22 protein-coding genes are annotated in these 25,867 nt (G+C 26.6%); 5 read left to right on the top strand and 17 right to left on the bottom strand.

Going from position 1 to position 25,867, the window contains the following annotated elements; all coding sequences use genetic code 11:
* Positions 1-177: 177 nt before the first annotated feature.
* Entirely contained in the window at positions 178-2,409 is a 2,232-nt protein-coding gene (gene pflB, locus ACYUET_RS10260; protein WP_460279322.1) for a formate C-acetyltransferase, read from the bottom strand.
* Between the two features lie 878 nt (positions 2,410-3,287).
* Between pflB and ACYUET_RS10255 the strand changes: the two genes are divergently transcribed.
* Entirely contained in the window at positions 3,288-4,670 is a 1,383-nt protein-coding gene (locus ACYUET_RS10255) for a DUF2334 domain-containing protein (RefSeq protein ID WP_460279321.1), read from the top strand.
* Positions 4,671-4,831: 161 nt separating this feature from the next.
* On the opposite strand, the gene pyrE is transcribed toward ACYUET_RS10255, so the two are convergent.
* From pyrE to ACYUET_RS10190, 13 genes are all read right to left on the bottom strand, one after another.
* A complete protein-coding gene (gene pyrE, locus ACYUET_RS10250; protein ID WP_460279319.1) occupies positions 4,832-5,509 on the bottom strand; it encodes an orotate phosphoribosyltransferase in 678 nt (225 codons plus the stop codon).
* Positions 5,510-5,521: 12 nt separating this feature from the next.
* Positions 5,522-6,418 (bottom strand): dihydroorotate dehydrogenase, encoded by an 897-nt coding sequence (locus ACYUET_RS10245; RefSeq protein WP_460279317.1) that lies wholly within the window; start codon positions 6,416-6,418, stop codon positions 5,522-5,524.
* A gap of 19 nt (positions 6,419-6,437) precedes the next feature.
* A complete protein-coding gene (locus ACYUET_RS10240; RefSeq protein ID WP_460279315.1) occupies positions 6,438-7,181 on the bottom strand; it encodes a dihydroorotate dehydrogenase electron transfer subunit in 744 nt (247 codons plus the stop codon).
* 10 nt (positions 7,182-7,191) lie between these two features.
* Positions 7,192-8,064 carry an orotidine-5'-phosphate decarboxylase gene (gene pyrF, locus ACYUET_RS10235; protein ID WP_460279314.1) on the bottom strand — a complete coding sequence of 291 codons (873 nt, stop codon included), beginning with the start codon at positions 8,062-8,064 and terminating at the stop codon, positions 7,192-7,194.
* 134 nt (positions 8,065-8,198) lie between these two features.
* Positions 8,199-9,395 (bottom strand): dihydroorotase, encoded by a 1,197-nt coding sequence (locus tag ACYUET_RS10230; RefSeq protein WP_460279313.1) that lies wholly within the window; start codon positions 9,393-9,395, stop codon positions 8,199-8,201.
* 15 nt (positions 9,396-9,410) lie between these two features.
* Positions 9,411-9,842, bottom strand: coding sequence for an aspartate carbamoyltransferase regulatory subunit (locus ACYUET_RS10225; protein WP_460279311.1), 432 nt, complete (start codon positions 9,840-9,842; stop codon positions 9,411-9,413).
* Positions 9,843-10,766: an aspartate carbamoyltransferase gene (gene pyrB, locus ACYUET_RS10220; RefSeq protein WP_460279309.1), complete on the bottom strand. Its 924-nt coding sequence runs from the start codon at positions 10,764-10,766 to the stop codon at positions 9,843-9,845. It abuts the gene before it with no gap.
* Between the two features lie 326 nt (positions 10,767-11,092).
* Complete coding sequence (locus ACYUET_RS10215; protein ID WP_460279307.1) at positions 11,093-11,872, bottom strand: serine hydrolase; 780 nt, start codon at positions 11,870-11,872, stop codon at positions 11,093-11,095.
* A gap of 100 nt (positions 11,873-11,972) precedes the next feature.
* Complete coding sequence (locus tag ACYUET_RS10210) at positions 11,973-13,070, bottom strand: 6-phosphofructokinase (RefSeq protein ID WP_460279306.1); 1,098 nt, start codon at positions 13,068-13,070, stop codon at positions 11,973-11,975.
* 441 nt (positions 13,071-13,511) lie between these two features.
* Entirely contained in the window at positions 13,512-14,369 is an 858-nt protein-coding gene (locus tag ACYUET_RS10205; RefSeq protein ID WP_460279304.1) for an undecaprenyl-diphosphate phosphatase, read from the bottom strand.
* Positions 14,370-14,434: 65 nt separating this feature from the next.
* Positions 14,435-15,565, bottom strand: a complete 1,131-nt coding sequence (locus ACYUET_RS10200) for a hypothetical protein (protein WP_460279302.1) — start codon at positions 15,563-15,565, stop codon at positions 14,435-14,437.
* 208 nt (positions 15,566-15,773) lie between these two features.
* Entirely contained in the window at positions 15,774-16,751 is a 978-nt protein-coding gene (locus tag ACYUET_RS10195; protein WP_460279300.1) for a type I phosphomannose isomerase catalytic subunit, read from the bottom strand.
* 301 nt (positions 16,752-17,052) lie between these two features.
* Positions 17,053-18,813, bottom strand: a complete 1,761-nt coding sequence (locus ACYUET_RS10190) for a tetratricopeptide repeat protein (RefSeq protein ID WP_460279299.1) — start codon at positions 18,811-18,813, stop codon at positions 17,053-17,055.
* Between the two features lie 488 nt (positions 18,814-19,301).
* On the opposite strand from ACYUET_RS10190, the gene ACYUET_RS10185 reads away from it, so the two are divergent.
* Positions 19,302-20,660 carry a MurT ligase domain-containing protein gene (locus ACYUET_RS10185; RefSeq protein ID WP_460279297.1) on the top strand — a complete coding sequence of 453 codons (1,359 nt, stop codon included), beginning with the start codon at positions 19,302-19,304 and terminating at the stop codon, positions 20,658-20,660.
* Positions 20,661-20,677: 17 nt separating this feature from the next.
* The gene (locus ACYUET_RS10180; RefSeq protein WP_460279296.1) at positions 20,678-21,418 is read left to right on the top strand and encodes a type 1 glutamine amidotransferase; all 741 of its coding nucleotides are present in this window, start codon (positions 20,678-20,680) and stop codon (positions 21,416-21,418) included.
* Between the two features lie 76 nt (positions 21,419-21,494).
* Here ACYUET_RS10180 and ACYUET_RS10175 read toward each other — a convergent pair whose 3' ends face one another.
* Complete coding sequence (locus tag ACYUET_RS10175) at positions 21,495-22,241, bottom strand: polysaccharide deacetylase family protein (RefSeq protein ID WP_460279294.1); 747 nt, start codon at positions 22,239-22,241, stop codon at positions 21,495-21,497.
* A gap of 206 nt (positions 22,242-22,447) precedes the next feature.
* Here ACYUET_RS10175 and ACYUET_RS10170 point away from each other — a divergent pair, with 206 nt between their 5' ends.
* Entirely contained in the window at positions 22,448-23,731 is a 1,284-nt protein-coding gene (locus ACYUET_RS10170; RefSeq protein WP_460279292.1) for a D-alanyl-D-alanine carboxypeptidase family protein, read from the top strand.
* A gap of 42 nt (positions 23,732-23,773) precedes the next feature.
* The gene (locus tag ACYUET_RS10165) at positions 23,774-24,376 is read left to right on the top strand and encodes a flavin reductase family protein (RefSeq protein WP_460279290.1); all 603 of its coding nucleotides are present in this window, start codon (positions 23,774-23,776) and stop codon (positions 24,374-24,376) included.
* 26 nt (positions 24,377-24,402) lie between these two features.
* On the opposite strand, the gene ACYUET_RS10160 is transcribed toward ACYUET_RS10165, so the two are convergent.
* Both ACYUET_RS10160 and ACYUET_RS10155 read right to left on the bottom strand, forming a co-directional pair.
* The gene (locus tag ACYUET_RS10160; protein WP_460279288.1) at positions 24,403-24,741 is read right to left on the bottom strand and encodes an arsenate reductase family protein; all 339 of its coding nucleotides are present in this window, start codon (positions 24,739-24,741) and stop codon (positions 24,403-24,405) included.
* A gap of 204 nt (positions 24,742-24,945) precedes the next feature.
* Positions 24,946-25,596, bottom strand: coding sequence for a DedA family protein (locus ACYUET_RS10155; protein WP_460279287.1), 651 nt, complete (start codon positions 25,594-25,596; stop codon positions 24,946-24,948).
* Positions 25,597-25,867: the final 271 nt, after the last annotated feature.

Genomic DNA, 25,867 nt, shown 5'->3' with positions numbered 1-25,867 from the left:
ATTTTAATAAATTATTTTTGCTATGCTTTAAAATAGTGTTAATAATTGTAGTATAAAGTTCATAGACAGAGGACTTTACTCTAAGAACTCTAAAATATCAACATTTACTTAAAACATAGCCATTATTTTTAGTAAGATAATTCTCCTATTTTATAAAGTATATAAGTCATCTAAAATCTATATACTTTCATGGAATGTTCTACTTATAACTTCTAATTGTTGTTCTTTTGATAATCTACTAAAGTTAACTGCATATCCTGAAACTCTTATTGTTAAAGTTGGATATTTTTCTGGATTTTCCATAGCATCAATTAATGTCTGTCTATTAAGTACATTAACATTTAAATGATGAGCTCCTTGTACAAAATATCCATCTAAAATTGATACTAAATTATTAACCTTTTGTTCTTGATCTTTTCCTAAAGCATCAGGAACAATTGAGAATGTATTAGATACACCGTCTTGACATATTCCATTATATGGTATTTTAGCTACTGAGTTAAGAGACGCTAATGCACCATTTATATCTCTTCCATGCATTGGATTAGCTCCTGGCGCTAAAGGCTGGCCTTTCTTTCTTCCATCTGGTGTATTACCTGTTTTCTTACCATACATAACATTAGATGTTATTGTAAGTGCTGATAATGTATGATGTGCGTCTCTATATAAAGGATGCTTCTTAAGTTCAGAAGAGAACTTAGTAACTAAAGCTACACCTAAATCATCTGCTCTATCATCATCATTTCCGTATTTAGGGAAGTCGCCTTCAACTTCAAAGTCTATAGCAATTCCTTCTTCATTTCTTATTGGTTTAACTTTTGCATATTTTATAGCTGATAAAGAATCTATAGCTACTGAAAGACCTGCAATACCAAATGCCATTAATCTCTCTACTGATGTATCATGAAGAGCCATTTGACTTGCTTCATAAGCATATTTATCATGCATAAAGTGAATTATATTCATTGTATCTACATATACTTTAGCAACATATTCTAAAACTTTATCATAGTTTTCCTTAACTTTATTAAAGTCAAGTACTTCTTCATCTGTAAGCTTTTCAATTCCTGGTACTACTTTAATACCTTTTAATTCATCTACTCCACCATTTATAGCATATAATAATGACTTAGCTATATTACATCTCGCACCAAAGAATTGCATTTGTTTACCAACCTTCATAGCTGATACACAACAAGCTATAGCATAATCATCACCATATATAGGTCTCATAACTTCATCATTTTCATATTGTATTGAGTCTGTTTTTATTGAAATTTCTGCACAATATTTCTTAAAGCTTTCAGGTAATTTATCTGACCATAAAACTGTTAAGTTTGGTTCAGCTGATGTTCCTAAATTAATTAAAGTGTGTAGATATCTAAATGAATTCTTTGTTACAAGCGGTTTACCATTAATACCTATACCACCTATTGATTCAGTTACCCAAGTTGGATCTCCACCAAATAAATCATTGTATTCAGGAGTTCTTAAGTGTCTAACTAATCTTAATTTAATTATAAGTTGATCAACTAACTCTTGAGCTTCTTTTTCAGATATTAATCCTGCTTCTAAATCTCTTTCTATATAAATATCAAGGAAAGTCGAAGTTCTTCCAAATGATGTAGCTGCCCCATTGTTTTCTTTAATACCAGCTAGATATCCAAGATATAAAGCCTGTACAGCTTCTTTTGCTGTTGCAGCTGGTTTAGAAATATCACATCCATATTTAGATGCCATAGATTTTATAGCATTTAATGCTCTTATTTGTTCAGAAACTTCTTCTCTTTTTCTTACTAACTCATCAAGCATATCTCCTTGTAAATCATCTAAATCTTTTTTCTTTTCTTCTATTAAATAATCTACTCCATAAAGTGCAATCCTTCTATAGTCCCCTATTATTCTTCCTCTACCATAAGCATCTGGAAGTCCTGTTAAAAGCCCTGCTGTTCTTGCAAGTCTTATTTCATTTGAGTAAGCATCAAAAACTCCTTCATTATGAGTTTTTCTATATTTTGAAAAATGTTTTTTAATATCTTTGTCTAATTCATATCCATATTCTTCTAGTGAAGTTTTGACCATTCTTATTCCACCAAATGGATTTACTATTCTTTTAAGCGGAGCATCTGTTTGAAGTCCTACTATTACCTCATTATCTTTATCTATGTAACCAGGTTCATAATTATCAATTCCTGAAACTCTATCAGTTGCAACATCGATTATTCCTTTTTTAACTTCTTCAACAATTAATGCATATGCTTTTTCCCATACTTTATCTGTTTTTTCAGTAGTACCTTCTAAGAAACTTGAATCACCTTCATATACCTTATAATTCTTTTGTATAAAGTTTCTAACATCAATACCTTCTTGCCAAGTACCTTCCTTAAAACCTTCCCATTGTTTAAACATATTTTTCCTCCTTTATACTCATTGCTTAGAAAAAGACTTTGTTAAATCTTTCTCAATATAATTTTAATATAAAAAACTTTAATTGAAAAGCTTTTTTTATTTTTACCAAATTTTAAGTATATTTATCCATATTATTGAAATATTTTATTTTTGTGAAATTTTATTTTTTATTAATATTATTATAATATTAATAAAACTTCGTTAATTTTTTCTCAATCTTCTCCTTATTTAAATTGTATATTGATATTATATATCAATTGATTTTTATTTTCAATGTTTTTTGTTTATTAATTATAAATTTTTTTATCATTTAAAGTTTAACCTAAAATTATTTTTTTATATTTTCTTTTAAAGAATTAACTAAAGTTTTTATTCATAATAAAATTATCATAGTATCTACTAAAATTACACTACTTAGTATAATAATTTTAAATATTCGTATCATAAATATTATAAATATATAAGTTCTATTAACGTTTGTTCATTTATATAAATCTATCAAGGAACTTATATAGAAAATTTACTATATATATATGATTCTAAAATAATAGTATTAATACAGATGGATATTTTCTATAAGGATTAAATAAAAAATTATAAATGTATTAACTTAATTAGAACATATATTTAATAAAAACCTTAATTTATTTTTAATATTTGTTTAATATATTTGTTATATAATAAATGATGTAATTTCTATATTTGTTAATTATTATAAAAGTAATTATTCACTTTAAGTATAGTTTTGTATTATTCACTCAAGTTAAAACTTATAAATCTCCATTTTTGAGTGTATATCTCTTTTTTCTTACTTTATATAAATAATATAACATAAATACTGATTATCAGATAAAATGTAGAGGAGTGTTGATTAACGTATGAAAAAACATAAAGTTCCATTGAAAAAAGTTATATTATCTTTTTTTATTTTATTATTTGTTTTAATACTTACCTATAATATATTTGGCTATTATAATTTTTTTCAATCATATATAACCATTATAAATGACAAAGTTTATTCTAGAGCATTACCTAAAAACACATTCAAAAGTAGATTTGTTCCAAAAACTTCTTTTGACGATATGCCAATAACAAAAGTAAATGATATAACTTTAGATATCCTAAATGAAAATAACATAAAAAATATCCCTATGTTATTAAAATCTCAAAGATATTATATCCCTATTAATTTCATATGTAGTAAACTTAAATATAACATTAATAGTTCTGAAAATTCATTTGAATTAGAAAATAATGAACATAAACTTTCATTAACTACTGATTCTTATACAAAAGATTCTGAAGAGGGTGCTTTACGAGGAAAGTTATTAAATTATAATAATAACTCTTACATATCAATCTCTGATATAGAAGAACTATTTAATCTTATTGCAGTATTTGATTTTAATAATAAAAGAATCTCTCTATTACCTAACAATATTGAAGCTCCTGATTTACCTTCTATAAAATGCAGCAAAAAAGTTGCTATGTTTAGATTTGAAGATTTTACCGATGGAGATTCAATGGCAGTAGATAAAAATCAATTAAAAGTAAAATGTATGGCTAATTTACTTTATTCAAACGGTATAAAATTCCATGTAGGTTGGATTCCAAGATTTAAGGCACCATTAGATAATATTGATAATGACCTTTTAAAAAATCAATCCATTCAAAATGTTGGTTTTGTAAACTTACTAGATTATTTAATTTACAAAGGTGCAGAAATTGGTCTTCATGGATACACACATCAATCTGGAACTGATAGAAGTGCTGTTGGTGAAGAATTATCTAAAGATGTAAATAATACTGTTGAAGAGGCTAGAAGTGTAGTCGAAAATGGAATGGAAAATGCAAATGCTTTGAATATTCCTTGTACGTTCTATGAAAGTCCTCATTATAGAGATACAAAAATGCAACAAGATGCAATAGAAGAATACTTCCAATTTGTATATGAACCATTTGATAATTCTAAAAAAAATATTTATAAGACCGATACTAATAATTTGTATGTCCCTACACCTTTAGGGTTCGTAGAAAATTTAGATACATCTTCTATTATAAACGGACTAAATACCTATGACCCTAAAGTGTTGCATAGCTTTTTCTATCATCCATCGATAGAGATTGATTATCTAAATTGTAGTATCAATAATAACACTTTAAATGTTGAATATGATACTAATTCACCTTTAAACCAAATGGTTAAAGCACTTAATGATAATAACTATACAACTATTCATATTAGTGAACTTACAAATTAAATACTATTGTATTATTTAATTTGAAGAATAGTGTTAATATCGCAGCTACACAACTTATAAGAATACTTCATTATACTGCAATGTCAATTTTTATTTAAAAGCCATCCAACATAAAAAGGTTGTTTCAAAAAACGAAACAACCTTTTTTATATCCTATTTTTTTAATTATTTGCTCCATATTGCTCATAATAATCATCAATTCTTGCTTTAATTTCATCATTAATTATTATTCTTCCATTCACTTCTTTATTATATAAATATTCTATAACTTCTGACATTGTAACTATAGCACAAGTTTTAAATCCAAATTTTTCTCTTATTTCAACTAATGCTGATTTTTCTCCTTGACCTCTTTCCATTCTATCAACTGATATTATAAGTCCTGTTACTAAAACTTTACCTTGCTCATTTAATATAGGCATAGTTTCATATATTGAAGTTCCTGCTGTTGTTACATCTTCAACTATTAAAATCTTATCTCCATCAGTTATTTTGCTTCCTAAGAGTATGCCTTTATCCCCATGATCTTTAACTTCTTTTCTATTTGAACAATAGTTAACATCTATTCCATACATATCTGATAATGCAATTGTAGTTGTAACACTTAATGGAATTCCCTTATATGCCGGTCCAAATACTATATTATACTCTTCATCAAAATTTTCTTTTATAGCTTTTGCATAAAATTCCCCTAATCTTTTAAGTTGACTTCCAGTCTTATAATTACCTGTATTCACAAAGAAAGGTGTCTTTCTACCACTCTTAGTAACAAAATCCCCAAAAGTTAATACTCCACATTCTATCATAAATTCTATAAACTCTTTTTTGTATGCTTGCATTTATAATTCCTCCTATACTATTCCTACTATTTCATTAATATCTTTTATTCCTTCAAATTTACAGAAAGCTTCCATTTCTTCTATGATCTCTTTTCCAGCCATTGGGTTTGCAAAATTTATTGTTCCTATTTGAATTGCTTTAGCCCCTGCCATCATAAATTCTATAGCATCTTTTCCTGTAGATATTCCACCTAATCCTATAACTGGTATAGTTACTGCCTTAGACACTTCATGTACCATTCTTAATGCTATAGGTTTTACTGCTGGACCTGAAAGACCTGCATAAACATTATTAAATATAGGCTTTCTTTTATAAATGTCTATAGCAAATCCTTTTAATGTATTTATTAAACTTAACGAATCTGCACCTGCTTCCTGACATTTCACAGCCATATCTACTATATCTTCTGCATTTGGTGATAATTTAACCATAAGAGGTTTTTTAGATATTTTCTTAATTTCACTAACAAAATCATACGCTACCTTTGATTTAATTCCGTAAGCCATTCCTCCTGCTTTTACATTTGGACATGATATGTTAAGTTCTATTATCTGAACAGATGTATCATTCAATTTTTCAATAGCTTTAGCATAATCTTCAAAACATCCTCCACCAACATTAGCTAAAATATTAGTTCCTAATTTTTGCATTTCAGGTAGTTCATGTTCTATAAATCCGTCTACTCCTGGATTTTGTAATCCTACTGAATTCATCATTCCAGAAGGAGTTTCATATACTCTAATTCCATCATTTCCTGGTTTTACATTTAAAGTTAACCCTTTAGATGAAATTCCCCCAAGCATTCCCACATTATAAAAATTGTTATATTCAGCACCAAAACCAAAGGTACCTGAAGCTGCTATAACTGGATTTTTAAAATCTACACCATTTATATTTACTTTTAACATAACTTCTATCCCCCTGATTCTATAATTCTACATAGTATCCATCAAATACTGGACCATCTTTACAAGTTCTTTTATTACCACCCTTTGTTTTGCAAGTACAAACCAAGCAAGCACCTACTCCACAAGCCATATGTTTTTCCATAGAAACATATATCTTAACATTTTTTTCTTTACAAATTTCAATAACCTTTTTCATCATAATTTCAGGTCCGCAACATAAAACCGTATCATATTCTTCTGCTTTTAATATATCTGTAACAAATCCCTTATATCCATGCTTACCAGTATTAGTCGTAACCTCTACCTTATTTGCATACTTTGATAATTCATCTACTAAATATACTTCATCTCTATATCCAGCATATATATCTATAATTTTATCTTTGTTCTTTTCTCTAAGTCTTTTAGAAACCTCAACCATTGGTGCAGTTCCAATTCCGCCTGCAACTATAGCTACTTTTCCTAAATCCTCTTCTAAATTGAATCCATTTCCTAAAGGTCCTGTAAGGTTTATATATTCCCCTTGTTTTAATTTAGAAAATTCCTCTGTTCCTTTACCAACTACTGCATAAACAAAAGTTATTTTATTATCATCTCTTTCGCATATACTTATAGGTCTTGGAAGTAATGTTTGACCATTAAGCTTTAACATATAAAATTGACCAGCTTTTATATTATTCTCATCTTCGCACACCATTTTATATATATTATCAACAACTTTTTCATTTGAAATTACTTTTGACTTTCTATATGTTATACTCATGTTCTTCCTCCTATAAACTATTCACTGCCTTTTTTATTTCATCTCTCATTTTTATAGCTTCTTCTCTTGCACATAAAGCAAATTCTTTTTCTCTATTTTCTTTTTTATAAGCTAATAATATTCCTCTAGAAGAATTTACAACCCCACCATTACCATTGTTTAAATACATTGCAACATCTTCAGCCTTTCCACCTTGAGCACCATAACCCGGTATTAAAAAGAACATAGAATTAAATCTTCTTCTTAATTCTTTTCCCTCTTCAACATGAGTACAACCTATAACTCCACCTAATGGATGATATCCACAACTTGAAGTAAGATTTTTACCCATTTCCATAAGTTTATCTCCAACTATATGATAAACCTTATCTCCTGAAACCGTATCTAAATATTCTATATCTTCAGCACCTTTATTCGATGTTCTAACTAAACTAAATATTCCCTTTTTACCAGTTTCTATGTATGGTATATATGGCTCTATACTATCCATTCCCATATATGGACTTAAAGTTATAAAATCCGCTTCAAAATCTCCTTCAAAATGAGCCTTTGCATACATTTTTGCTGTTGCTGCTATATCTCCTCTTTTTATATCTGCAATTATGATTTCATCCTTTTTTCTTAAATATTCTAATGTGTTTTTGTAAGCCGTTAATCCTTCTAAACCTAATGCTTCATAATAGGCTATTTGAACTTTAAAACATGATGCTACATTACATGTTGCATCTATTATTTGCTTATTAAACTCAAATATTGCTTCACTTTCAGTTCTTCCCTCTTTTAAATATTCTGGAATATAATCTAATGATGTGTCTAACCCTACACAAACTACGCCTCTTTTTTCAACTCTATCATATAATTTATCCATTATGTAACTTGTCATAGCAAAGTCCTCCTATTTTTTATTATGAACTTTCTCAAAAAAACTTTTTTTAATATATGCCTGTATTTACTATTTTTAAACAAATGTCAATATAGTAAGTTATTTTGAGAAAGCTACTTCATTAAGTTTTATCCCTATTTTTTATATTTAATTTCTCCACCCTTTATTGTAGCAAGTACTTGACCATAATATTCCATACCATCAAAAGGTGTATTTCTGCCTTTAGATGCAAACTCTTCAGAATTTACTTTTATTTTTTTATCTATATCAATTAAAACAAAATCCCCATCTATTCCTATGCTTATTTTCCCCTTATTCATACCTAAAAGCTTAGCTGGATTATACGACATAAGCCTGCTTAACTCATTTAAAGATATTAGTCCGTCCTTAACTAATTTTGAATAACATATTGAAAATGCAGTTTCTATTCCTACCATTCCTGGAGAACCTTTTGCTTTTTCTTCTAATGTATGTGGTGCATGATCAGTCCCTATAGTATCCACAAAACCAAGTTTTATAGCATTTAAAATTGCTTCTACATCTTCTTTTTCCCTTATTGGAGGATTAACTCTATAATTATTTTTATCTGATGTTAATGCAATATGATGTGGTGTTACTTCTAATGTTATATTCACGCCATTATTTTTAGCATTGATTATATAATCTAATGATTCTTTTGTGCTAACATGACACATATGAAGATGAGCTTTTGTTATTTTGGCAAGTTCCACATCTCTTAAAGTCATCATATTTTCAGCTATTCTCATATCTATCTTTGAAAATTCTGGACTCTCTGCATGGGACATCAAAATCCAATTATTTTTCTTTGCTATTTTCATAGCTTCAAGCATTATATTAGAATTAGATACGCCAACTCCATCATCTGAAAATGCTTTAACTTTTTTATCATTTTCAAAGTCTTTTAAATGACTTAGAGTTTTTCCATCAAAATTTTTAGTTACTGATGAACATTGATGTATATCAATCAAATTTAATTCATTAGATTTATTTCTTACATATTCTAAAACTTCTTTTGAAGAACATATAGGATTAGTATTAGCCATAAGACAAACCCCGGTATATCCACCTCTCAATGCTGCTCTAGAACCAGTTTCTAAATCCTCTTTCCACGTAAGGCCTGGATCTCTAAAATGTGCATGAGTATCAATAAATGATGGCATCAAAATTTTACCTTTACAATCAAAAATTTTAACATTTTCTCTTGATATCTCTTTTCCAATTTCAGTTATCACACCATCTTTTATATAAATATCTCCTATGAAATCCTGACTTACATCTATAGCCCTAGCATTTTTAATTAAAAGTTCCATCACATTCACCTCTTTTTAAACCTCAGATAATTTAGTTATTTCATCGCAATATTCACATCTATAAGTACCCTTTTCTTTGCTAACTAATACAAACGAATGCTTAACATATTTTTCAGTTTGAGTTATACATCTTGGGTTTTTACACTCTAAAATATCTATAACTTTTTCAGGTAATGTTGGCTTTATCTTCCCAATGATTTCTTCATTTTTAACTTCATCAATGGTTATACTTGGAGAAAGCAAACCTAATACTGTATAGTCTAGTTCATCACAATTTTCTATTTTTATTATGTCTTTTTTACCTAGTTTTTTACTCTGAGCATTTATTATAAGAGCAACACTATAATCACTTTTATCAAGTCCTAAATAATTAAATATTTTAATTCCCATTCCAGCTTCAATATGATCTATTACTAATCCATTTTTAATACTTGTAATTTCTAACATCTATAACACCCCCAAAAGCTTAGCTATTAACGCCATTCTAACATACATTCCATATTCAGCCTGTTTAAAATAAACTGCCCTTTTATCATTATCAATTTCATATGAAATTTCATTCACTCTTGGTAATGGATGCATTACTATCATATTATCTTTAGCTCCAGACATTTTTTCTTTATTTAATATATAACTGTCTCTTAATCTTAAGTACTCTTCTTCATTAAAGAATCTTTCTTTTTGAACTCTTGTCATATATAATATATCAAGTTGTTCAATTACATCTTCTAGTCTTTCTACTTCTATAAATTCTATATTATTCTTTTTTAATATTTCTTCTCTAATATATTGTGGTATTTTTAATTCTTGAGGAGAGATTAATACAAATTTGTTTCCTTTGTATCTTGACATTGCTTTGATTAATGAATGGACTGTTCTTCCGAACTTTAAATCTCCACATATTCCAATAGTATGATTATCTAGTCCTTTTTTTAACATTTTTATTGTTAATAAATCAGTTAGAGTTTGGGTTGGATGTTGATGTCCACCATCTCCTGCGTTAATTATTGGAACATTTGAATAAAGACTTGCTACCTTAGCTGAACCTTCTTTAGGATGTCTCATTGCTACTATATCAGTATATATGGATACCATTTTGATAGTATCTGATAATGTTTCACCTTTTGAAACTGATGATGAATTAGGTTCTGAGAAACCAAGAATTTTTCCACCAAGTCTCATCATTGCTGCTTCAAAACTAAATCTAGTTCTTGTACTTGGCTCATAAAATAAAGTTGCTAATATCTTCCCATCACATACATGAGAAAATTTTTCAGGACATGAAATAATTTGACGTGCTAATTCGAAGACTTCATTTAGTTCTTCTACTGTAAAATCCATAGGATCTATTAAATGTTTACCTTTTATCATTATGATATCACTCCTTTTTAACCGTTAATTAAAACTTATAAAAAGTTATATCAAATCTATCTATATTAAATTTAGATAGCGCCACATCTTATAGCTTATAACTAGTATTAGTATCTGTAAACTAGTTCAGCATTATACTTAAGCAATTTTTTATCTATATGCAAAAATATAATTAGCTATATAAAAAAGCCTTCCTTTATATAAAGGAAGGCGCAATAAACCCTAAAATATGGTATTATATAACTTCCTTGCTGATCTCTCTGGATCAAATTAAAGGTTATTCTTTGTGTAAGCATACCATTATTTTTATAATGTGTCAATAAAAATTAATTCCAATGATTACTTATTTCATCCCACATCATTTTTCCACTTTTAGCTAATGTTACAGTTCCATATACACTATTAGGTACAGCTAAAGACATCATTGTAAAAACAAAATCACCCTTAGATAACTGTATTAAAGCTGTGTCATTCTCAACACCATTTTTATCTCCACTTTTGCTGGATATTTCATACTTCAAATCATCTGGAATATATAATCCCAATTTATTTTTCTTTTGTTGTCTTCTAAGTATATCAATTAACATTGTGCTATTTTTTTCGTCTAAAAAAGTAGCTTCATGTAAATGTTTCCATATTTTTGACAAATCTAAAGCAGTTGTGACATTTTCAATTCCTTTACCAGCACTTCTCTCATCTGAAGTTTTTCTATTTAAAGAGGTATTTTTTAATCCTAACGTCTTAATATCCTCATTTATTCTATCCATACCCACTATATCAATCAATTTATTTGCAGCTGTATTATCACTTTGAATTAACATTGCTACTAATAATTCGAATATAGTATATTCTCTATCATTAAATTCATGAATTATACCTGTACCATAAACCTTATCCTCTTGATCAATCTTTACCTTATCAAGAAACGTTAATCTTCCTCTCTCAACATCCTTTATGACTGATACTGCTATAGGGAGCTTCATACAACCGGCTGCAACCATTTGAACATTTTCGTTGTATCCATAAGAAAAACCACCATTCAAATCCTCGAAAAAAAAGCCATAAGTTCCAATTCTTGATTCCAAATATCTTTTTATTCCTTTCATAATACCCACCAGCTTTCTAAAAAATTCCATTTAATTGTCACTAGTTATAGTATACCACTAATTATAATTTTTTAGCATAATTTATAAAATTATTAATTATTTAGTCTGCAAAACAAACACCTATTTTTTTTGCTATATTAACAAGTTCTCCATCTTTATCTACAACCTTATTATTTCCTATAACGTCTTCTAAACTACTATAAGTAATTTCAGTTCCTTTTAATGCTACCATATTGCCAAATTTACCTTCATGGATAAGTTCAACTGCTGCTACTCCATATCTTGTAGAAAGTATTCTATCAAAAGTACATGTATTTCCTCCTCTTTGTAAATGTCCAAGTACTGTACATCTTACTTCTTGATCCTTAATAATTTTTTCAATATCTGCAGCCAATTTGTTTCCAATTCCTCCAAGTCTAATTGGATCAGGACTATCAGATACTATCTTAGAAACTACGATATCTCCATCTTTTTCTTTTGCACCTTCAGCAACAACAATAATTGTAAATAAATTTCCTTCATTCTTTCTTTGATTAATCTTATCAATTATCTTTTTTATATCATATGGTATTTCAGGTAATAATATAATATCTGCTGAACCAGCTATTCCTGATTCTAATGCTATAAATCCTGCATTTCTGCCCATCACTTCAAGAATCATTATTCTATGATGTGATTGAGCTGTTGTTGTAAGTCTATCTAAAGCTTCTGTTGCAATTTCAAGAGCTGTATTAAATCCAAAAGTCGTATCAGTAGATCCTAAATCATTATCTATAGTTTTTGGTACTCCTATAATATTAACACCCTTTCTAGCAAAATCTCTTGCAGAAGTCAATGTACCATCTCCACCGATTACTACCAAAGCATCAACATGCTCTTTTTTCATATTTTCAATGGCTATATCAGAAACATCTTTTTTTATAACCTTCCCATTTTCTTCTACCGAATAATCAAATAAATTATCCTTATTAGAACTATAAAGTATAGTACCACCCCTAGGTAAAAGGTCTGATACATTTTCTAATGTTAATGGCATAAAATCATTATTATATAATCCTCTATAACCAAATTTATAACCTATCACCTCATAACCATAATTTAATATTGCAGATTTTGTGATTGCTCTGATTGTTGCGTTTAGTCCGGGGCAATCTCCGCCTCCAGTTAATAATGCTATTTTTTTAATATTGTGTTGCATTTAAAACTCCCCCAATCCTTTAATGTCTTTTGGAATATAACTACATTAATTAGTGTATATATTCTAAAATTCTTATTTAATTTTAATAACAAATTTAGTAAACGATACAGATATTATTTTTTCCTTTTCTTTACTTTAATCATAGCACAAAGTCTATATTCTGAAAAGTTTAAATTTTCAGCAAATTAAAGGTTTCTCTAATAATATAAATAAAAAACTAAACATACTTATACATTATAATAAGTATGTTTAGCTTTTTTATATAATACATATTTTTTTATTATCAATTTTACATATTTTTACTATAAAAATTATTATGTTTTTAATAATTTATTCTAAGTTTTATTCTTTAAATTATCTATATTATCTTTATAAATTATGTGCTATATAATTTATTCATAAATTTATTTTTTATAATTCTCTAAAAAACAAAAACTCTATTTACATTGTTACAGATATAATTCCTTTAAACATAAGTACTCCCAACAATATTCCTGCAAGCACTCTATATATTGCAAATACTCTCATAGGCTTTTTCTTTAAATAAGCTACAAATCCATCCATAACAACTAATGAAACTAAAAATGCAACAATAAATCCAACAATCAACGCTATAAGATTAGTAGTAGTCATATTTGAATAATCAAATTCAAATAAATCTTTTGCTGTTGATCCAACCATTGCTGGAATTGCTAAAAAGAATGAAAATTCGGCTGCTATAGGTGTTGAAAGTCCTGCAACCCAACCTCCCATTATTGTTGATGCACTTCTTGACATTCCTGGCCACATTGAAAGTACTTGAAATAATCCTACCTTTATTGCTTGTATAGGTGTTATTTTATCTATATTTTTTACTGCATGTTTTTTCTTTCTGAAAATGCTCTCAATTATTATTAATAAAATACCTCCAACTATAAATGCTACAACTACAGCCTCAGGTCTAAATAATTTTTTTATTTTACTATAGAATAAAACTCCCATTATTCCTGCTGGAATAGAACCGATTAAAACATTAATACCAAATCTAAATCCAACTTCTCCCTTTTTACCTTTAGTAAAAATATATTGAAAAAATTCTATAACACTATCCTTTATCTTTTTCCAATATAAAACCACTACTGCTAATATTGCTCCAAGTTGAATTACAACCTCAAACATATCAACAAATTCACCTTTAAAATTAATGAAATTTGAGACAAGTATCATGTGCCCTGTAGAAGATACAGGGACAAATTCCGTTAGTCCTTCAACAATTGCTATAATAATAGCTTTTAATATCCATATAAAATCTAATCCCATCTATTAACACTCTCTTTCCGACTAAGTTTTCTGTTTAATTATAATATTATTTTGGTAATATATTATTAATTTTTCCTTAAATTTATATTACTTATTGGATTTATTCCATCTAAAGACAAATCAACGCTTGTTTGCCCTAAATTCATCTCTATTTCTTTATATTTATTAACCTTTTCATATCCGCTTTCATTAATATTTAAATAATACTCATCTATTATTTTCCCATTTTTAAAAGCACCTACTATCATAGTATCTCCCTTAGATTTTTCTTCTTTTTCTTTATTTGCATTAGTTATTTCTACCAAATCATTTTTCTTCATTAAAATTATATATGATTTTTCATCATTTCCAACCTTGTTATCTTGTGGATTCTTTTCTAATAGCTTACTTTCCTGCGTATAAATTGTTGGTGGAAGAAATTTATTTTTCAATTTAATTTCTACAGATTCTCTATTCTTTACATATGTTATATAAGTATTACTTTTGATAGATTCTATAGTATTATCTATAGATATAGTATAAGAATTTAAATATTGGTTTAAATCACTTTTATAATTTTTTTCTTTTGTTTTTCCAACATATGATAATTTATTAATATCCTTAGTTAAGATTTCACTTGCAGATAATGTATTATCTCCTTCTTTAAAATAACCTCTATCTAAAAAATCTATCATAATCCATTTATTTCTTTCTTTACTCCAATACTCAACAACATAGTATTCACACTTTGAATTATTATTTAAATTTCTGCTTCTAAATACACCCACCCTACTAGTTAATCCAATTGAAGTCAATAGGTCCCTTTCTATAATTGCCATATTATTTCCTGACACTTTTTTGCTATCAGCTTTTTCTTTTAAAATATCATAACCTGATTTTAAATCCAAATCAGCTACATCATCATATTTAACTATACTATTTAAAATATCTGTAGTTTTTAAAATTTTATTTAACTCATTATCTTCTTGTTCTAATGTTTTTTCTACATTATAAGTTGATTCTAACAATTTAATTTTTTTATCATCACTATTCTCATAAAAAAAAGCAATATTATTTTCATTATAGTAATTATTCCAAGTTAAAACTTCAAATTCTTTTTTAGGATTCTCTTTTGAAAACTTTATAAAAAATAAAGACCCTACTACTATAATAAGTAAAATTACTTTTATAAGTTTTTTCATCCCCATATTCCTCATTTTACTCATCTCCCTTATAGAACAAAGGTGGTTACACCAGTTTAATGGAGCGTTTACAATTTGTATTTTATTCTTTAATCTTTCCAATTAAGTTTTTTCCACTTAGTTTGGATTTATAAATTGTCAATAAGAAAGTTCTCTATAAGCTTATTGTTATTTAAGATTATGAACCATTTACAATATTAACACCCAATTAAAATAACACATATTATTTAATAACATGTTTTAATATTTCTTTTTTTTCTTTTTCTATATCTGGTACATAACTTTTTAATAAAGTAAAATTCCCTATTAATTCGTACTCACCTAAATTTGCTGGAACTAATATGCTATCTCCAAACTTAATTTCTTCTTCTCCTTCAGAATATTTAATCTTTCCATCACCTTCTACACAAGTAAATAAATAAAATCTATTTTTATCACTTTCTTCTTTTATAGAACTTTTTACTATATACTTTTGTATTGTAAAATATTCACTTAAACATAAATAAATCTTATCACACTCTACACATTCAATTAAAATCCCATTAGAATTTTCACCCTTAAGTGAAAAATCAATAACATCCAAAGCTTTTTCTACATGTATTTCTCTTCCCCTGTTATAATCGTATACCCTATATGTTGTATCACTGCTTTGTTGAATTTCAGCTATTATAACTCCTTCACATATAGCATGCACTAAACCACTTTGTACATAAAAAAAGTCACCTTTTTTAACTGGAATCTTATTTAAATATTTATCTAAATCTCCATTTTCTATTGCATTTTTAAATTTTTCTTTATCACAATCCTTCGTCCCAACAATCAAATGTGAATTTTCTTCAGCACTTAACACATACCATGCTTCTGTTTTTCCAGAATCTTTTTCTACCCTATTAGCATATTCATCATTTGGATGTACCTGAACTGACAATTTATCTTTAGCATTTATTAATTTGATTAAAAGTGGAAATTTTTCATCTTTAATTTCTTTTCCTATAATATCATCTCTATATAATTTTATTATTTCTTCAAATGACATTCCTTTTAAACTACCATTAACTACTACCCCTACTCCATTTTCATGACAAGCTATATCCCAGCTTTCTCCTATAGTTCCTTCTGGCATATTATCTCTAAATGATGCTAAATCTCTTCCTCCCCATATTCTTTCATAATATAGATTTTCAAATTTTATTGGATACATATTTCCCTCCATACTAATGATTACAAAATAACTGTATTTTACTAAAACACTAAATTTATTTTAAAACATAAATTATTTTTTTACCATAATTTCTTTAATAAATTACATCAAATAAAATAATAGATTAAAGAGACGTTGTATATTTTTGCGTCAAACAAGAAGGTAAATTTAGTTAATAGTGATTCTATTAGCTAAATTTTCTGGCACCGTATCACACAAAATAGACGATCATACTGGTCTATTATTTTTTGAATGTGCTTAAATATTAATGATGGAGATAAATTCCCCATCATTAATATAATTACTCAACTAATTTAAATTGTGAAATTGCTGATCCGTTTTTATCACCTTTTTTATAATTTTTAATTCTATTGTAATTATCAATTATTGTCTCTTTAGTCTTATTATCAGTTTTTTCATTAATACCTTCATAAGCTGCCTTAAGATTAGCTAAAGCTCTATCTGCATCACCTTCAACTGTTATATAATAATATCCTGCATTATTTAATGTTAAAATATCATTTTTATCAATATCATATGCTTTTCTTATAGCTTTTATAGCTTCTTCATTTTTTCCTTTATTTAAGTATAATGTTCCTAATGTTCTATAATATTTTGAAGTTTTGTTATCTAATTTTATACTTTTATTTAATAATTCTAATGCTTCATCTTCTCTTTGATTATTAATTTTAATTAATGCCGAATTATAGTATATCTCAGCATTATTAGGATTCATTTTTGCAGCAATATCATAATATTGTAATGATTTGTTCGAATCCTTAACAGCATTTGAGTAATATTGTGCAATCTTAACTGCTACTGAAGGATTAAATAATTCTTTATTTAAAGAAATTCTAAAATACGGTTCTATAGCTTCTAATTTTGATGCGTCTCCTTTAGATTCTTTTATCATTATATTAGGTATTAAAATACCATAAGTATTTGAATAATCTTTATTTTCTAAAATACTCTTTTTTGCATAATTAAGAGCTGATTTACAATCTCCATTTTCATAACTATATAATGATGCAATATATAAATCTATAAATGATTCTGGATTATCATTTAAAATTTCTTGTAATGCTTTTTGTGATCCTTCTTGTCCAATATTTTTATAAGCCTGATATTCTATAAGTTTTATCATTCTCTTATCTTCTACTTTATCAGAAATATTTTTAATAATGTCTATACTTTTTTGTGCTGATTCTTTAGTCATTGAATATACTTTAGCTAAACATATTTCATAAAATTCTTTATTAGAATTCTTTTGTTCTAATGCTGAAAGTCTTTTTGTAAATTCATCTTTATTATATGAAGCTACTTGTTCTATAACATCAAATACCATTATTTCTGCATTATCTTTGTTCCATGCATCTTCTAAAAGGTTTAATCCATTTTCCCAATTCCCAGTTAACATATTCATTCTAGCTAAAATAGCTAATTCATCTGAATCTAAATTTTCATTTGAATAATTGTTAACTATTTCTTTAGCTTTATCTTGTTGATTATTCATAATATAAATGGTGAATACTGTATTTAATAATTTTTTATTATTAGGATTCTCTTTTAAGAATACTTCACCATACTCTAATGCTTTTTTAGACTCTCCATTCATAAAATATGTAGTTACTAATTCATTGGTTAATTCATCATCTGAACATTCTTGTAATTCTTTCTTATCAACATTAGCAATTGATTTATTTCTAGTTTCATATACCTTAGAAAGCATCTCATTAGATTTTACATAATTACATTTAATAGAATAAATCTCTGCAATTTTAAGATTTGCCGCTGGCCATTGTGATTTTTCTTGTAACTCTTGATATTCTCCAATAGCTGCATCATAATTTTTATTATAAAAAGCTTCTTCTGCTGGATTACTTGCAATCGACACCACTTCATTTGTTGGCATAATATTTTTAGTAGCAACTACTATTCCCATTGTTAATGTCATTGTTAAAATAATTGTTATTATTGAACTAAAATAGTTATATTTTTTGCAAAATTTCTTGTAACTCTGAGATATCTTTTGTAGAAAAGAACTCTTATTTATCTTTTCCATATGTACACTCCTTACTTTAATTGGTAAATTAAATGTTTTTCAATTTATGTTATAAATAGTCTTTATTCTATTTTTTATTTTCCATTAATTCTACGCTTGTCTTATATTTTAACAAACCTTGATATAAAAATCCATATTTATTGTTTTATTAACATAATTCACATTTAAAGAATAATAAAATAACATACTTGTATCGTATACATTCTATTTCTTAAATTAAATTAATTAATACCTCTCTTTTAACTGATTTAACCTCCTTATCTTAAGCAAAATATATAATATATTTTTATATGCTATTTTCTTTAATATGACTTATTGGGTTCATTAAAAATTTATGATATACTTATACAAGATTTTAGTATTATTTTTGATATTTATGGTAAAATCTTATATTATTATTATTAAGTATATTGTTAAAAATAATGGATTAAAAATTGATATTATTATCTATTATTTCTTTTTAATATACCTTAAAATTTGATTAGGTGGTGACTAAAATAAGTATTAAATCTATTTTAAGTATACTTTTAGCAAAAAGTACTGCTTTTCTTTCAAAACATATTTTAAAAGGCGGAAGTACTTTTCCTGGAAAAGTAGCTTTGAAAGTTGATAAGACAATCTTAAAAAAGGTTAGTGCTGGTTACAATGTAATATTAGTAACTGGAACTAATGGAAAAACAACAACAACTAGTATGATTACAAACATACTAAAGGAAAAAGGCTTTAATGTCATAACTAATAACACAGGGGCTAATCTATATCCGGGCATTACCGCTTGTTTTATATCAAATTACAAGTTCTTTAAAAAGATAGAAAATAGATATGCTGTAATCGAAGTTGATGAAGCTAATGTTAAATTTATCACTGAGCATATTACTCCTGAAATAATAACCGTAACAAATTTATTTAGGGATCAGTTAGATAGATATGGTGAAGTTTATACAACTTTAAATAAAATTTTAGAAGGTGTTGTAAAAGTACCCTCTTCTAAATTAATTTTAAATGGAGATGAATCTTTACTTGGAAAATTAGATTTAAAAAATCCTATTATATATTATGGATTTAATACTCCTATTTCAGAAAATTCTTCTATAGATATAAATGCAGATTCAAAATTTTGTAAAGTATGTAAAGCTAGATACTCTTATAATTTTGTAACTTACAATCATTTAGGAGATTTTTATTGTGATGAATGTGGATATAAAAGACCTAAATTATCTTATTCAGTTAATAAAATTTTTGATTTAACTCCTGAAAATTCATCTGTTCTTATTAATGATACTGAAATCTTAATAAGCCAATCTGGAGCTTATAATATTTATAATGCTTTATGTGCTTATGCAATAACAAAAGAACTCGGAGTTGAAGATAATATAATTGCAAGTTCTCTTCAAAATCAAAACTCAAGTTTTGGTAGACAAGAACAAATACAAATAGATAATAAACATGTTGAAATAATTTTAGTTAAAAACCCTGCTGGTTATAATCAGGCATTAGACACTCTTTGCCTTAATAAAGAGGACTTTTCAGCTGCATTTTTATTAAATGATAACTATGCTGATGGTAGAGATGTTTCTTGGATTTGGGATGTAGATTTTGAAAAAATATCATCACTTCCAATTCAGAGTATATTTGTTTCTGGTATAAGAATGTATGACATGGCTGTACGATTAAAAATAGCAGGCCTTGATAAAGAAAAATTCATACTCCAAGAAGATTATGATAAATTAACAGAATCAATAAAAAGTAGTAGCTGTTCAAAAGTATATATTCTTGCAACATATACTGCAATGATAAACTATAGAAAATACCTTCATTCAAAAGGCTACATAAAAAAATTATGGTAATTAAAGGAGGTAACACTTTGGAATTAACTATTTGTCACTTATATCCTGACCTATTAAATGTATATGGTGATATAGGTAATGTATTAATTTTAAAACATAGAGCTGAATCTAGAGGTATTAATGTAAATATTATTAACTCGTCTTTAAATGATGAATTAAATAAAGATGAAATAGATATAATTTTCTTTGGTGGCGGACAAGATTATGAACAATCTATTGTATCAGATGATTTAAATAAAATAAAAAAAGAAAGTTTAACAGAATATATAGAAGAAGGAAAAGTACTTCTTGCTATCTGCGGAGGATATCAACTATTAGGTAACTATTATACTGCTCCTAATGGTGAAAAAATTGATGGACTTGGAATATTAGATATATATACGGAAGGAGGAAATAATAGATTTATTGGAAACACAGAAATTTACAATGAAGAATTTAATCAAACCTACATTGGTTTTGAAAATCATTCAGGTAGAACTTATATAAATAATAACACTCCTCTTGGAAAGTGTATTCATGGATACGGTAACAATGGTGAAGATGGATATGAAGGATGCATATATAAGAATACATTTTGTTCTTACTTCCATGGTTCTTTTTTATCTAAAAATCCTGAATTTGCTGATAAATTATTAAGCTTAGCTTTATCAAAAAAATATTCTAAAGATATAACTTTAGAAGGATTAGATGATTCTTTTGAAGTAAATGCTAAAAAAACTATTCATGAAAGATTAAATAAGGAATTAGATAAAAAATAATATATACATAAAATATAACTGGGCAAATAAGAAATTTACCCAGTTATATTTTATATAAATTTATTTATAATTACTTTTATTTATTTATAATACGTTTATTAGTTAAATATTCAATCTCCCAATCTTCAACTTCATTAAGAGTTTTAAATTCATACCCTAGCTTTTTATATCTATCAATAACATCCTGAAGTGCATCTGCTGTAGTTATTTTATTATCTAAATCATGCATTAATACTACTTCAATTTTATTTATGCCTACTTGTTTTTGAATATTATTTTCTATATTTTCTGCTGAAACTAATTTTGCAGAAGCATCTCCTGAATCTACACTCCAATCTATATAATTTATTTTTTTTCTTTTAAGTTCAGTTTTTATATTATATAAAACATCAGAATTACAAACAAGATTATCAGATCCTCCTGGCATTCTAACAAAATTAAATGTTTTATTTTTATTAGTTAAATTATTTATTATTTTCATACAAGTTTTTAAATCATTAATATAATATTCCGTTGATGAATATAATTCATCGTATTTGTGATTATTGCAGTGAGGTATTATTGCCATATTATACTCATCCAAATGTTTAATAGTATTTTTGTATCTTAATGCATTGGACCCTATTACACAAAATGTAGCTCTTACATTATTTTCATTTAATATACTTAATATATTTTCTGTATTATGAGGTGACGGCCCATCATCAAAAGTTAAATATACGATTTTTCTTTCTGTATTTTGTAATGCATTTACAGTAAATGAATTACAAAACATTAATAAACTTAGAACAATTAATATAACATATTTTGCATAATTTTTCATACTATTCACCCCTTTTCAAACCTTTTATGTTGTTATATATAGTTTGTTCAAAAAATCTTAATATATATGTAGTAATTAGAGGTAAATATAATAACTATAATTGCTATATTTATCTCTAATTACGTTGATTTTATTGTTATTATGTAACATAAATGTTATACTTAATGTTGTTTTAATATATTAATATAGAGATGGGGAGATCTTACTTGAAAAAAAATTTTATTTTAAAAACACTTGCATTAACTCTTTCCATTTCACTATTTACACCTTTTTCTTTAAAGAGTTATGCTAGTGAATCAAAAACACAAAAATCACCAACAATTCAAGCTGAAGCAGCTTTAACAATGGATTTAAAGACTGGAGAGATAATCTATTCTAAAGATGCAGACAGCAAAAGATATCCAGCGAGTACTACTAAGCTTTTAACAGGCTTATTGTTAGCTGAAAATATGAGTAAAAATCAAGAAATTACTTTTACAAAGTCAGCTAAAGATCAACCTGAATATTCTTTAAACATTAACTACATGAAAAACGGAATGCAAATTGGAGATAAAATGCTTGCTGATGATGTAATGAAAGGATTACTACTTTTCTCTGGTAATGATACTGCTTATATGATTGCTGATAATGTTGCTGGTAGTTCAACTGCATTTGCAGATTTAATGAACAAAAGAGCAAAAGAATTAGGTGCTAATAACAGTAATTTTGTTACTGCTAATGGTCTGCATGATCCAAACCATTATACTACAGCATATGATTTATCATTAATTACTAAAGCTGCTTTTGAAAATCCATGGGAAAAAGAAACTATGGAATTAAAAGAATCACCAATAAATATCGGAAATACTAGAATAATTTTGCAAAATAGAAATCTAGGTTTAGGTAGAAACGGTAATGTTGCTGGAAAAACTGGAGTAACAAATGCTGCTGGTGGATGTTTAGCTACTGTATATGAAAGAGAAGGAAGACAATTAATAGGTGTAGTACTTAAAAGTAGACAAATTGATAATGCTGATATGACTAAATTTAATGACATGGACGCAATTATGGATTATAGTTATGCGGCACAAAAAGAAGTATATAAAAAAGCAAATGAAGAAGTTGGTACTACTGATTTACAATACAAGCCATTTGGATTCTTTGGACCAACAAAAACTATTACTGTTCCAATAACTTTAACTCAAGATGTAATGTATTATAAAAATGATATAAACGATAAGGATTCAGAGATAACTTATAACCCCTCAAATGGTAGTGCTTGGAAACTTGCTTTTAATAAAGATACTAAATTAACATATAACGCTAGAAATTATAGTGAAGAAGTTAAAGGTACAGTTGGAATATCTTTAGGCAAAATTTTCAAAGATAATTTATTATTATATGGTACTGTATTAATAATAGCTATTATAATCGTTACATTAATATTATTTATTAGAAATATGGCTAAAAATAATAGAAATAGAAGAAGACGTTACAGAAGAAGATATTAAAAATAACTAAATTATAAGTTTTATTTACATAGGAGAATAGATATGGATAAAATTCAATTTAAGGGTAGTGCAATTTTAAACCCTGTACCCGTAGTATTAATTACTTCTAAAAACAAACAAGGTGAAACTAACGTTTTTACAGTTGGATGGACTGGTACTGCTTCTACTAGACCTCCTATGTTATATATTTCAATAAGACCAGAAAGGCTTTCTTATGAATATATAAAAGAATCTATGGAGTTTGTTGTAAACTTGCCTAGTTCTGATCTGGTTAAAGCTGTAGATTATTGTGGAGTCCGCTCAGGAAAAAAAAATAATAAGATAGAGGAAATGAATTTCACATTAAAAGATAGTGATAAAATCTCTACACCTTACATAGATGAATGTCCTATTAATATTGAATGTAAAGTAACTAATATTGTTCCTTTAGGATCACATGATATGTTTATAGCCGAAGTTTTATGCTCTCATATTGATTCAAATTTACTAGATGAAAATGGAAAAATTCATTTTGAGAATGCAAATTTAATTTCTTATTGTCATGGAGAATATTTTCCATTAAGTAAAAAGCCTATAGGGTCATTTGGTTATTCTGTTATGAAAAAAAATACTAAGAAACGTAAAAAAAACACTAAACAAAAATAAGTCTATCATTATTGATAGACTTATTTTTATTCCCAAGTTTCCCAAATTTCAGGTTTATAACCTACAGTAGCCTTCTTACCATTTCTTACTACTGGAGTATTCATCACTTTGGGATTCTTTAATAATATTTCTGCTTTTATTTCACTGCTTCTTATATTGTTTAAATTTAACTTAACAAAGTCTTTAGATTTAGAATTTATTAAATCATTTATATTTATGCTTGCTAAAACACTTGAAAGTTCCCCTTTACTCATACCCTTTTCATTTAAATCTATAAATTGAAAATTTATTTTTCTTTCCTTAAAATATCTTTCTGCCTTTTTTGTATCAAAACATTTTTTAACTCCAAATATTTGTATATTCATTATCCTTCTCCTAAAATTTAAAATTAGTTTAAAGTATAAACTTTCATTTATACTTTACATTTAAATTAAAATAAAAGCAATTCTAATCTTTCACTTTTTTCAGCATTAGTGAACAAGTTTTATTAGAACTTATATATTTAACTTAATAAAGTGCACATCTCTAATTTGAGATATGCACTTTAGTCACAACAACAATGTAGCTTATTAATCAATTATAGATTTTTTTAACTTATGTTTTGCAAACTCAATTATTGCAGGTAAAATAGAAATAAATATAATCATAATAACAACTATTGAAAAATTATTTTTTATAAATTCTACCTGTCCAAAAAAGTATCCACATAATGCTACAATCAGTACCCATAAACTTCCACCAATTGCATTAAATAAGAAAAAGTTTTTATAATTCATTTTACCTATTCCTGCTACAAAAGGTGCAAAAGTACGAACTATAGGAATAAATCTTGCAAAAATTATTGTTTTACCACCATATTTTTCATAAAACTCATTAGTTTTATCTATATGCTCTTTCTTTATAAGTTTACCATTGCAAATCTTAAAGGCCTTTTTCCCTAATAATCTTCCTATCTCATAATTTACTGTATCCCCTAAAACTGCTGATACTATTAAAATTGGTATTAATATGTAAATATTAATAGCTCCAAGTGCTGCAAATGTAGCTGCTGCAAAAATAAGTGAATCTCCTGGTAAAAATGGAGTTACTACTAAACCTGTTTCACAAAATATTATAAAAAACAAAATTAAATATGTTTCCATTCCATAATTATTTATTACTGTTCCTAAATATTTATCAAGATGTAAGAAAATATCTACTATTAACGTAAAATTACTCATTTTGTCCTCCTATACTATAGTTATAAATTACGATTTTACATATTAAATTATAGCATAAATAACAGATAAATTTTAATTTTATATTTAAAATTTATCTGTTATTTTATCTATATTTAACACTTATATAACATATTTAACCCTTATATAATACTTTTTATAATTTATATCTAATTCACCAATTATACAATCATATAAAATTTATTGCTTATTTTTCTATAAAACTATGTATATTATTTTAAATTACTAATCCTTTTTCTCACTACTCTCTTTC

The sequence above is a fragment of the Clostridium sp. CTA-5 genome (genome assembly GCF_054768135.1).
Note: the sequence above shows the minus strand (reverse complement) of the source record. Positions and strands in the feature narration are given on the sequence as shown.

Coding starts and splice junctions, on each gene's coding strand:
- pflB (WP_460279322.1), bottom strand. CDS start 2,409: ATGTTTAAACAATGGGAAGGTTTTAAGGAAGGTACTTGGCAAGAAGGT.
- ACYUET_RS10255 (WP_460279321.1), top strand. CDS start 3,288: ATGAAAAAACATAAAGTTCCATTGAAAAAAGTTATATTATCTTTTTTT.
- ACYUET_RS10155 (WP_460279287.1), bottom strand. CDS start 25,596: ATGAGTAATTTTACGTTAATAGTAGATATTTTCTTACATCTTGATAAA.
- ACYUET_RS10210 (WP_460279306.1), bottom strand. CDS start 13,070: ATGCAACACAATATTAAAAAAATAGCATTATTAACTGGAGGCGGAGAT.
- ACYUET_RS10160 (WP_460279288.1), bottom strand. CDS start 24,741: ATGAATATACAAATATTTGGAGTTAAAAAATGTTTTGATACAAAAAAG.
- ACYUET_RS10225 (WP_460279311.1), bottom strand. CDS start 9,842: ATGTTAGAAATTACAAGTATTAAAAATGGATTAGTAATAGATCATATT.
- ACYUET_RS10205 (WP_460279304.1), bottom strand. CDS start 14,369: ATGGGATTAGATTTTATATGGATATTAAAAGCTATTATTATAGCAATT.
- ACYUET_RS10240 (WP_460279315.1), bottom strand. CDS start 7,181: ATGAGTATAACATATAGAAAGTCAAAAGTAATTTCAAATGAAAAAGTT.
- ACYUET_RS10215 (WP_460279307.1), bottom strand. CDS start 11,872: ATGAAAGGAATAAAAAGATATTTGGAATCAAGAATTGGAACTTATGGC.
- ACYUET_RS10190 (WP_460279299.1), bottom strand. CDS start 18,813: ATGGAAAAGATAAATAAGAGTTCTTTTCTACAAAAGATATCTCAGAGT.
- ACYUET_RS10165 (WP_460279290.1), top strand. CDS start 23,774: ATGGATAAAATTCAATTTAAGGGTAGTGCAATTTTAAACCCTGTACCC.
- pyrB (WP_460279309.1), bottom strand. CDS start 10,766: ATGATAAAAGGTAAACATTTAATAGATCCTATGGATTTTACAGTAGAA.
- ACYUET_RS10175 (WP_460279294.1), bottom strand. CDS start 22,241: ATGAAAAATTATGCAAAATATGTTATATTAATTGTTCTAAGTTTATTA.
- ACYUET_RS10200 (WP_460279302.1), bottom strand. CDS start 15,565: ATGAGGAATATGGGGATGAAAAAACTTATAAAAGTAATTTTACTTATT.
- ACYUET_RS10245 (WP_460279317.1), bottom strand. CDS start 6,418: ATGTTAAAAGTAAATATAAATGGTGTAGATTTTAAAAATCCAGTTATA.
- pyrE (WP_460279319.1), bottom strand. CDS start 5,509: ATGCAAGCATACAAAAAAGAGTTTATAGAATTTATGATAGAATGTGGA.
- ACYUET_RS10230 (WP_460279313.1), bottom strand. CDS start 9,395: ATGGAACTTTTAATTAAAAATGCTAGGGCTATAGATGTAAGTCAGGAT.
- pyrF (WP_460279314.1), bottom strand. CDS start 8,064: ATGACAAGTTACATAATGGATAAATTATATGATAGAGTTGAAAAAAGA.
- ACYUET_RS10195 (WP_460279300.1), bottom strand. CDS start 16,751: ATGTATCCAATAAAATTTGAAAATCTATATTATGAAAGAATATGGGGA.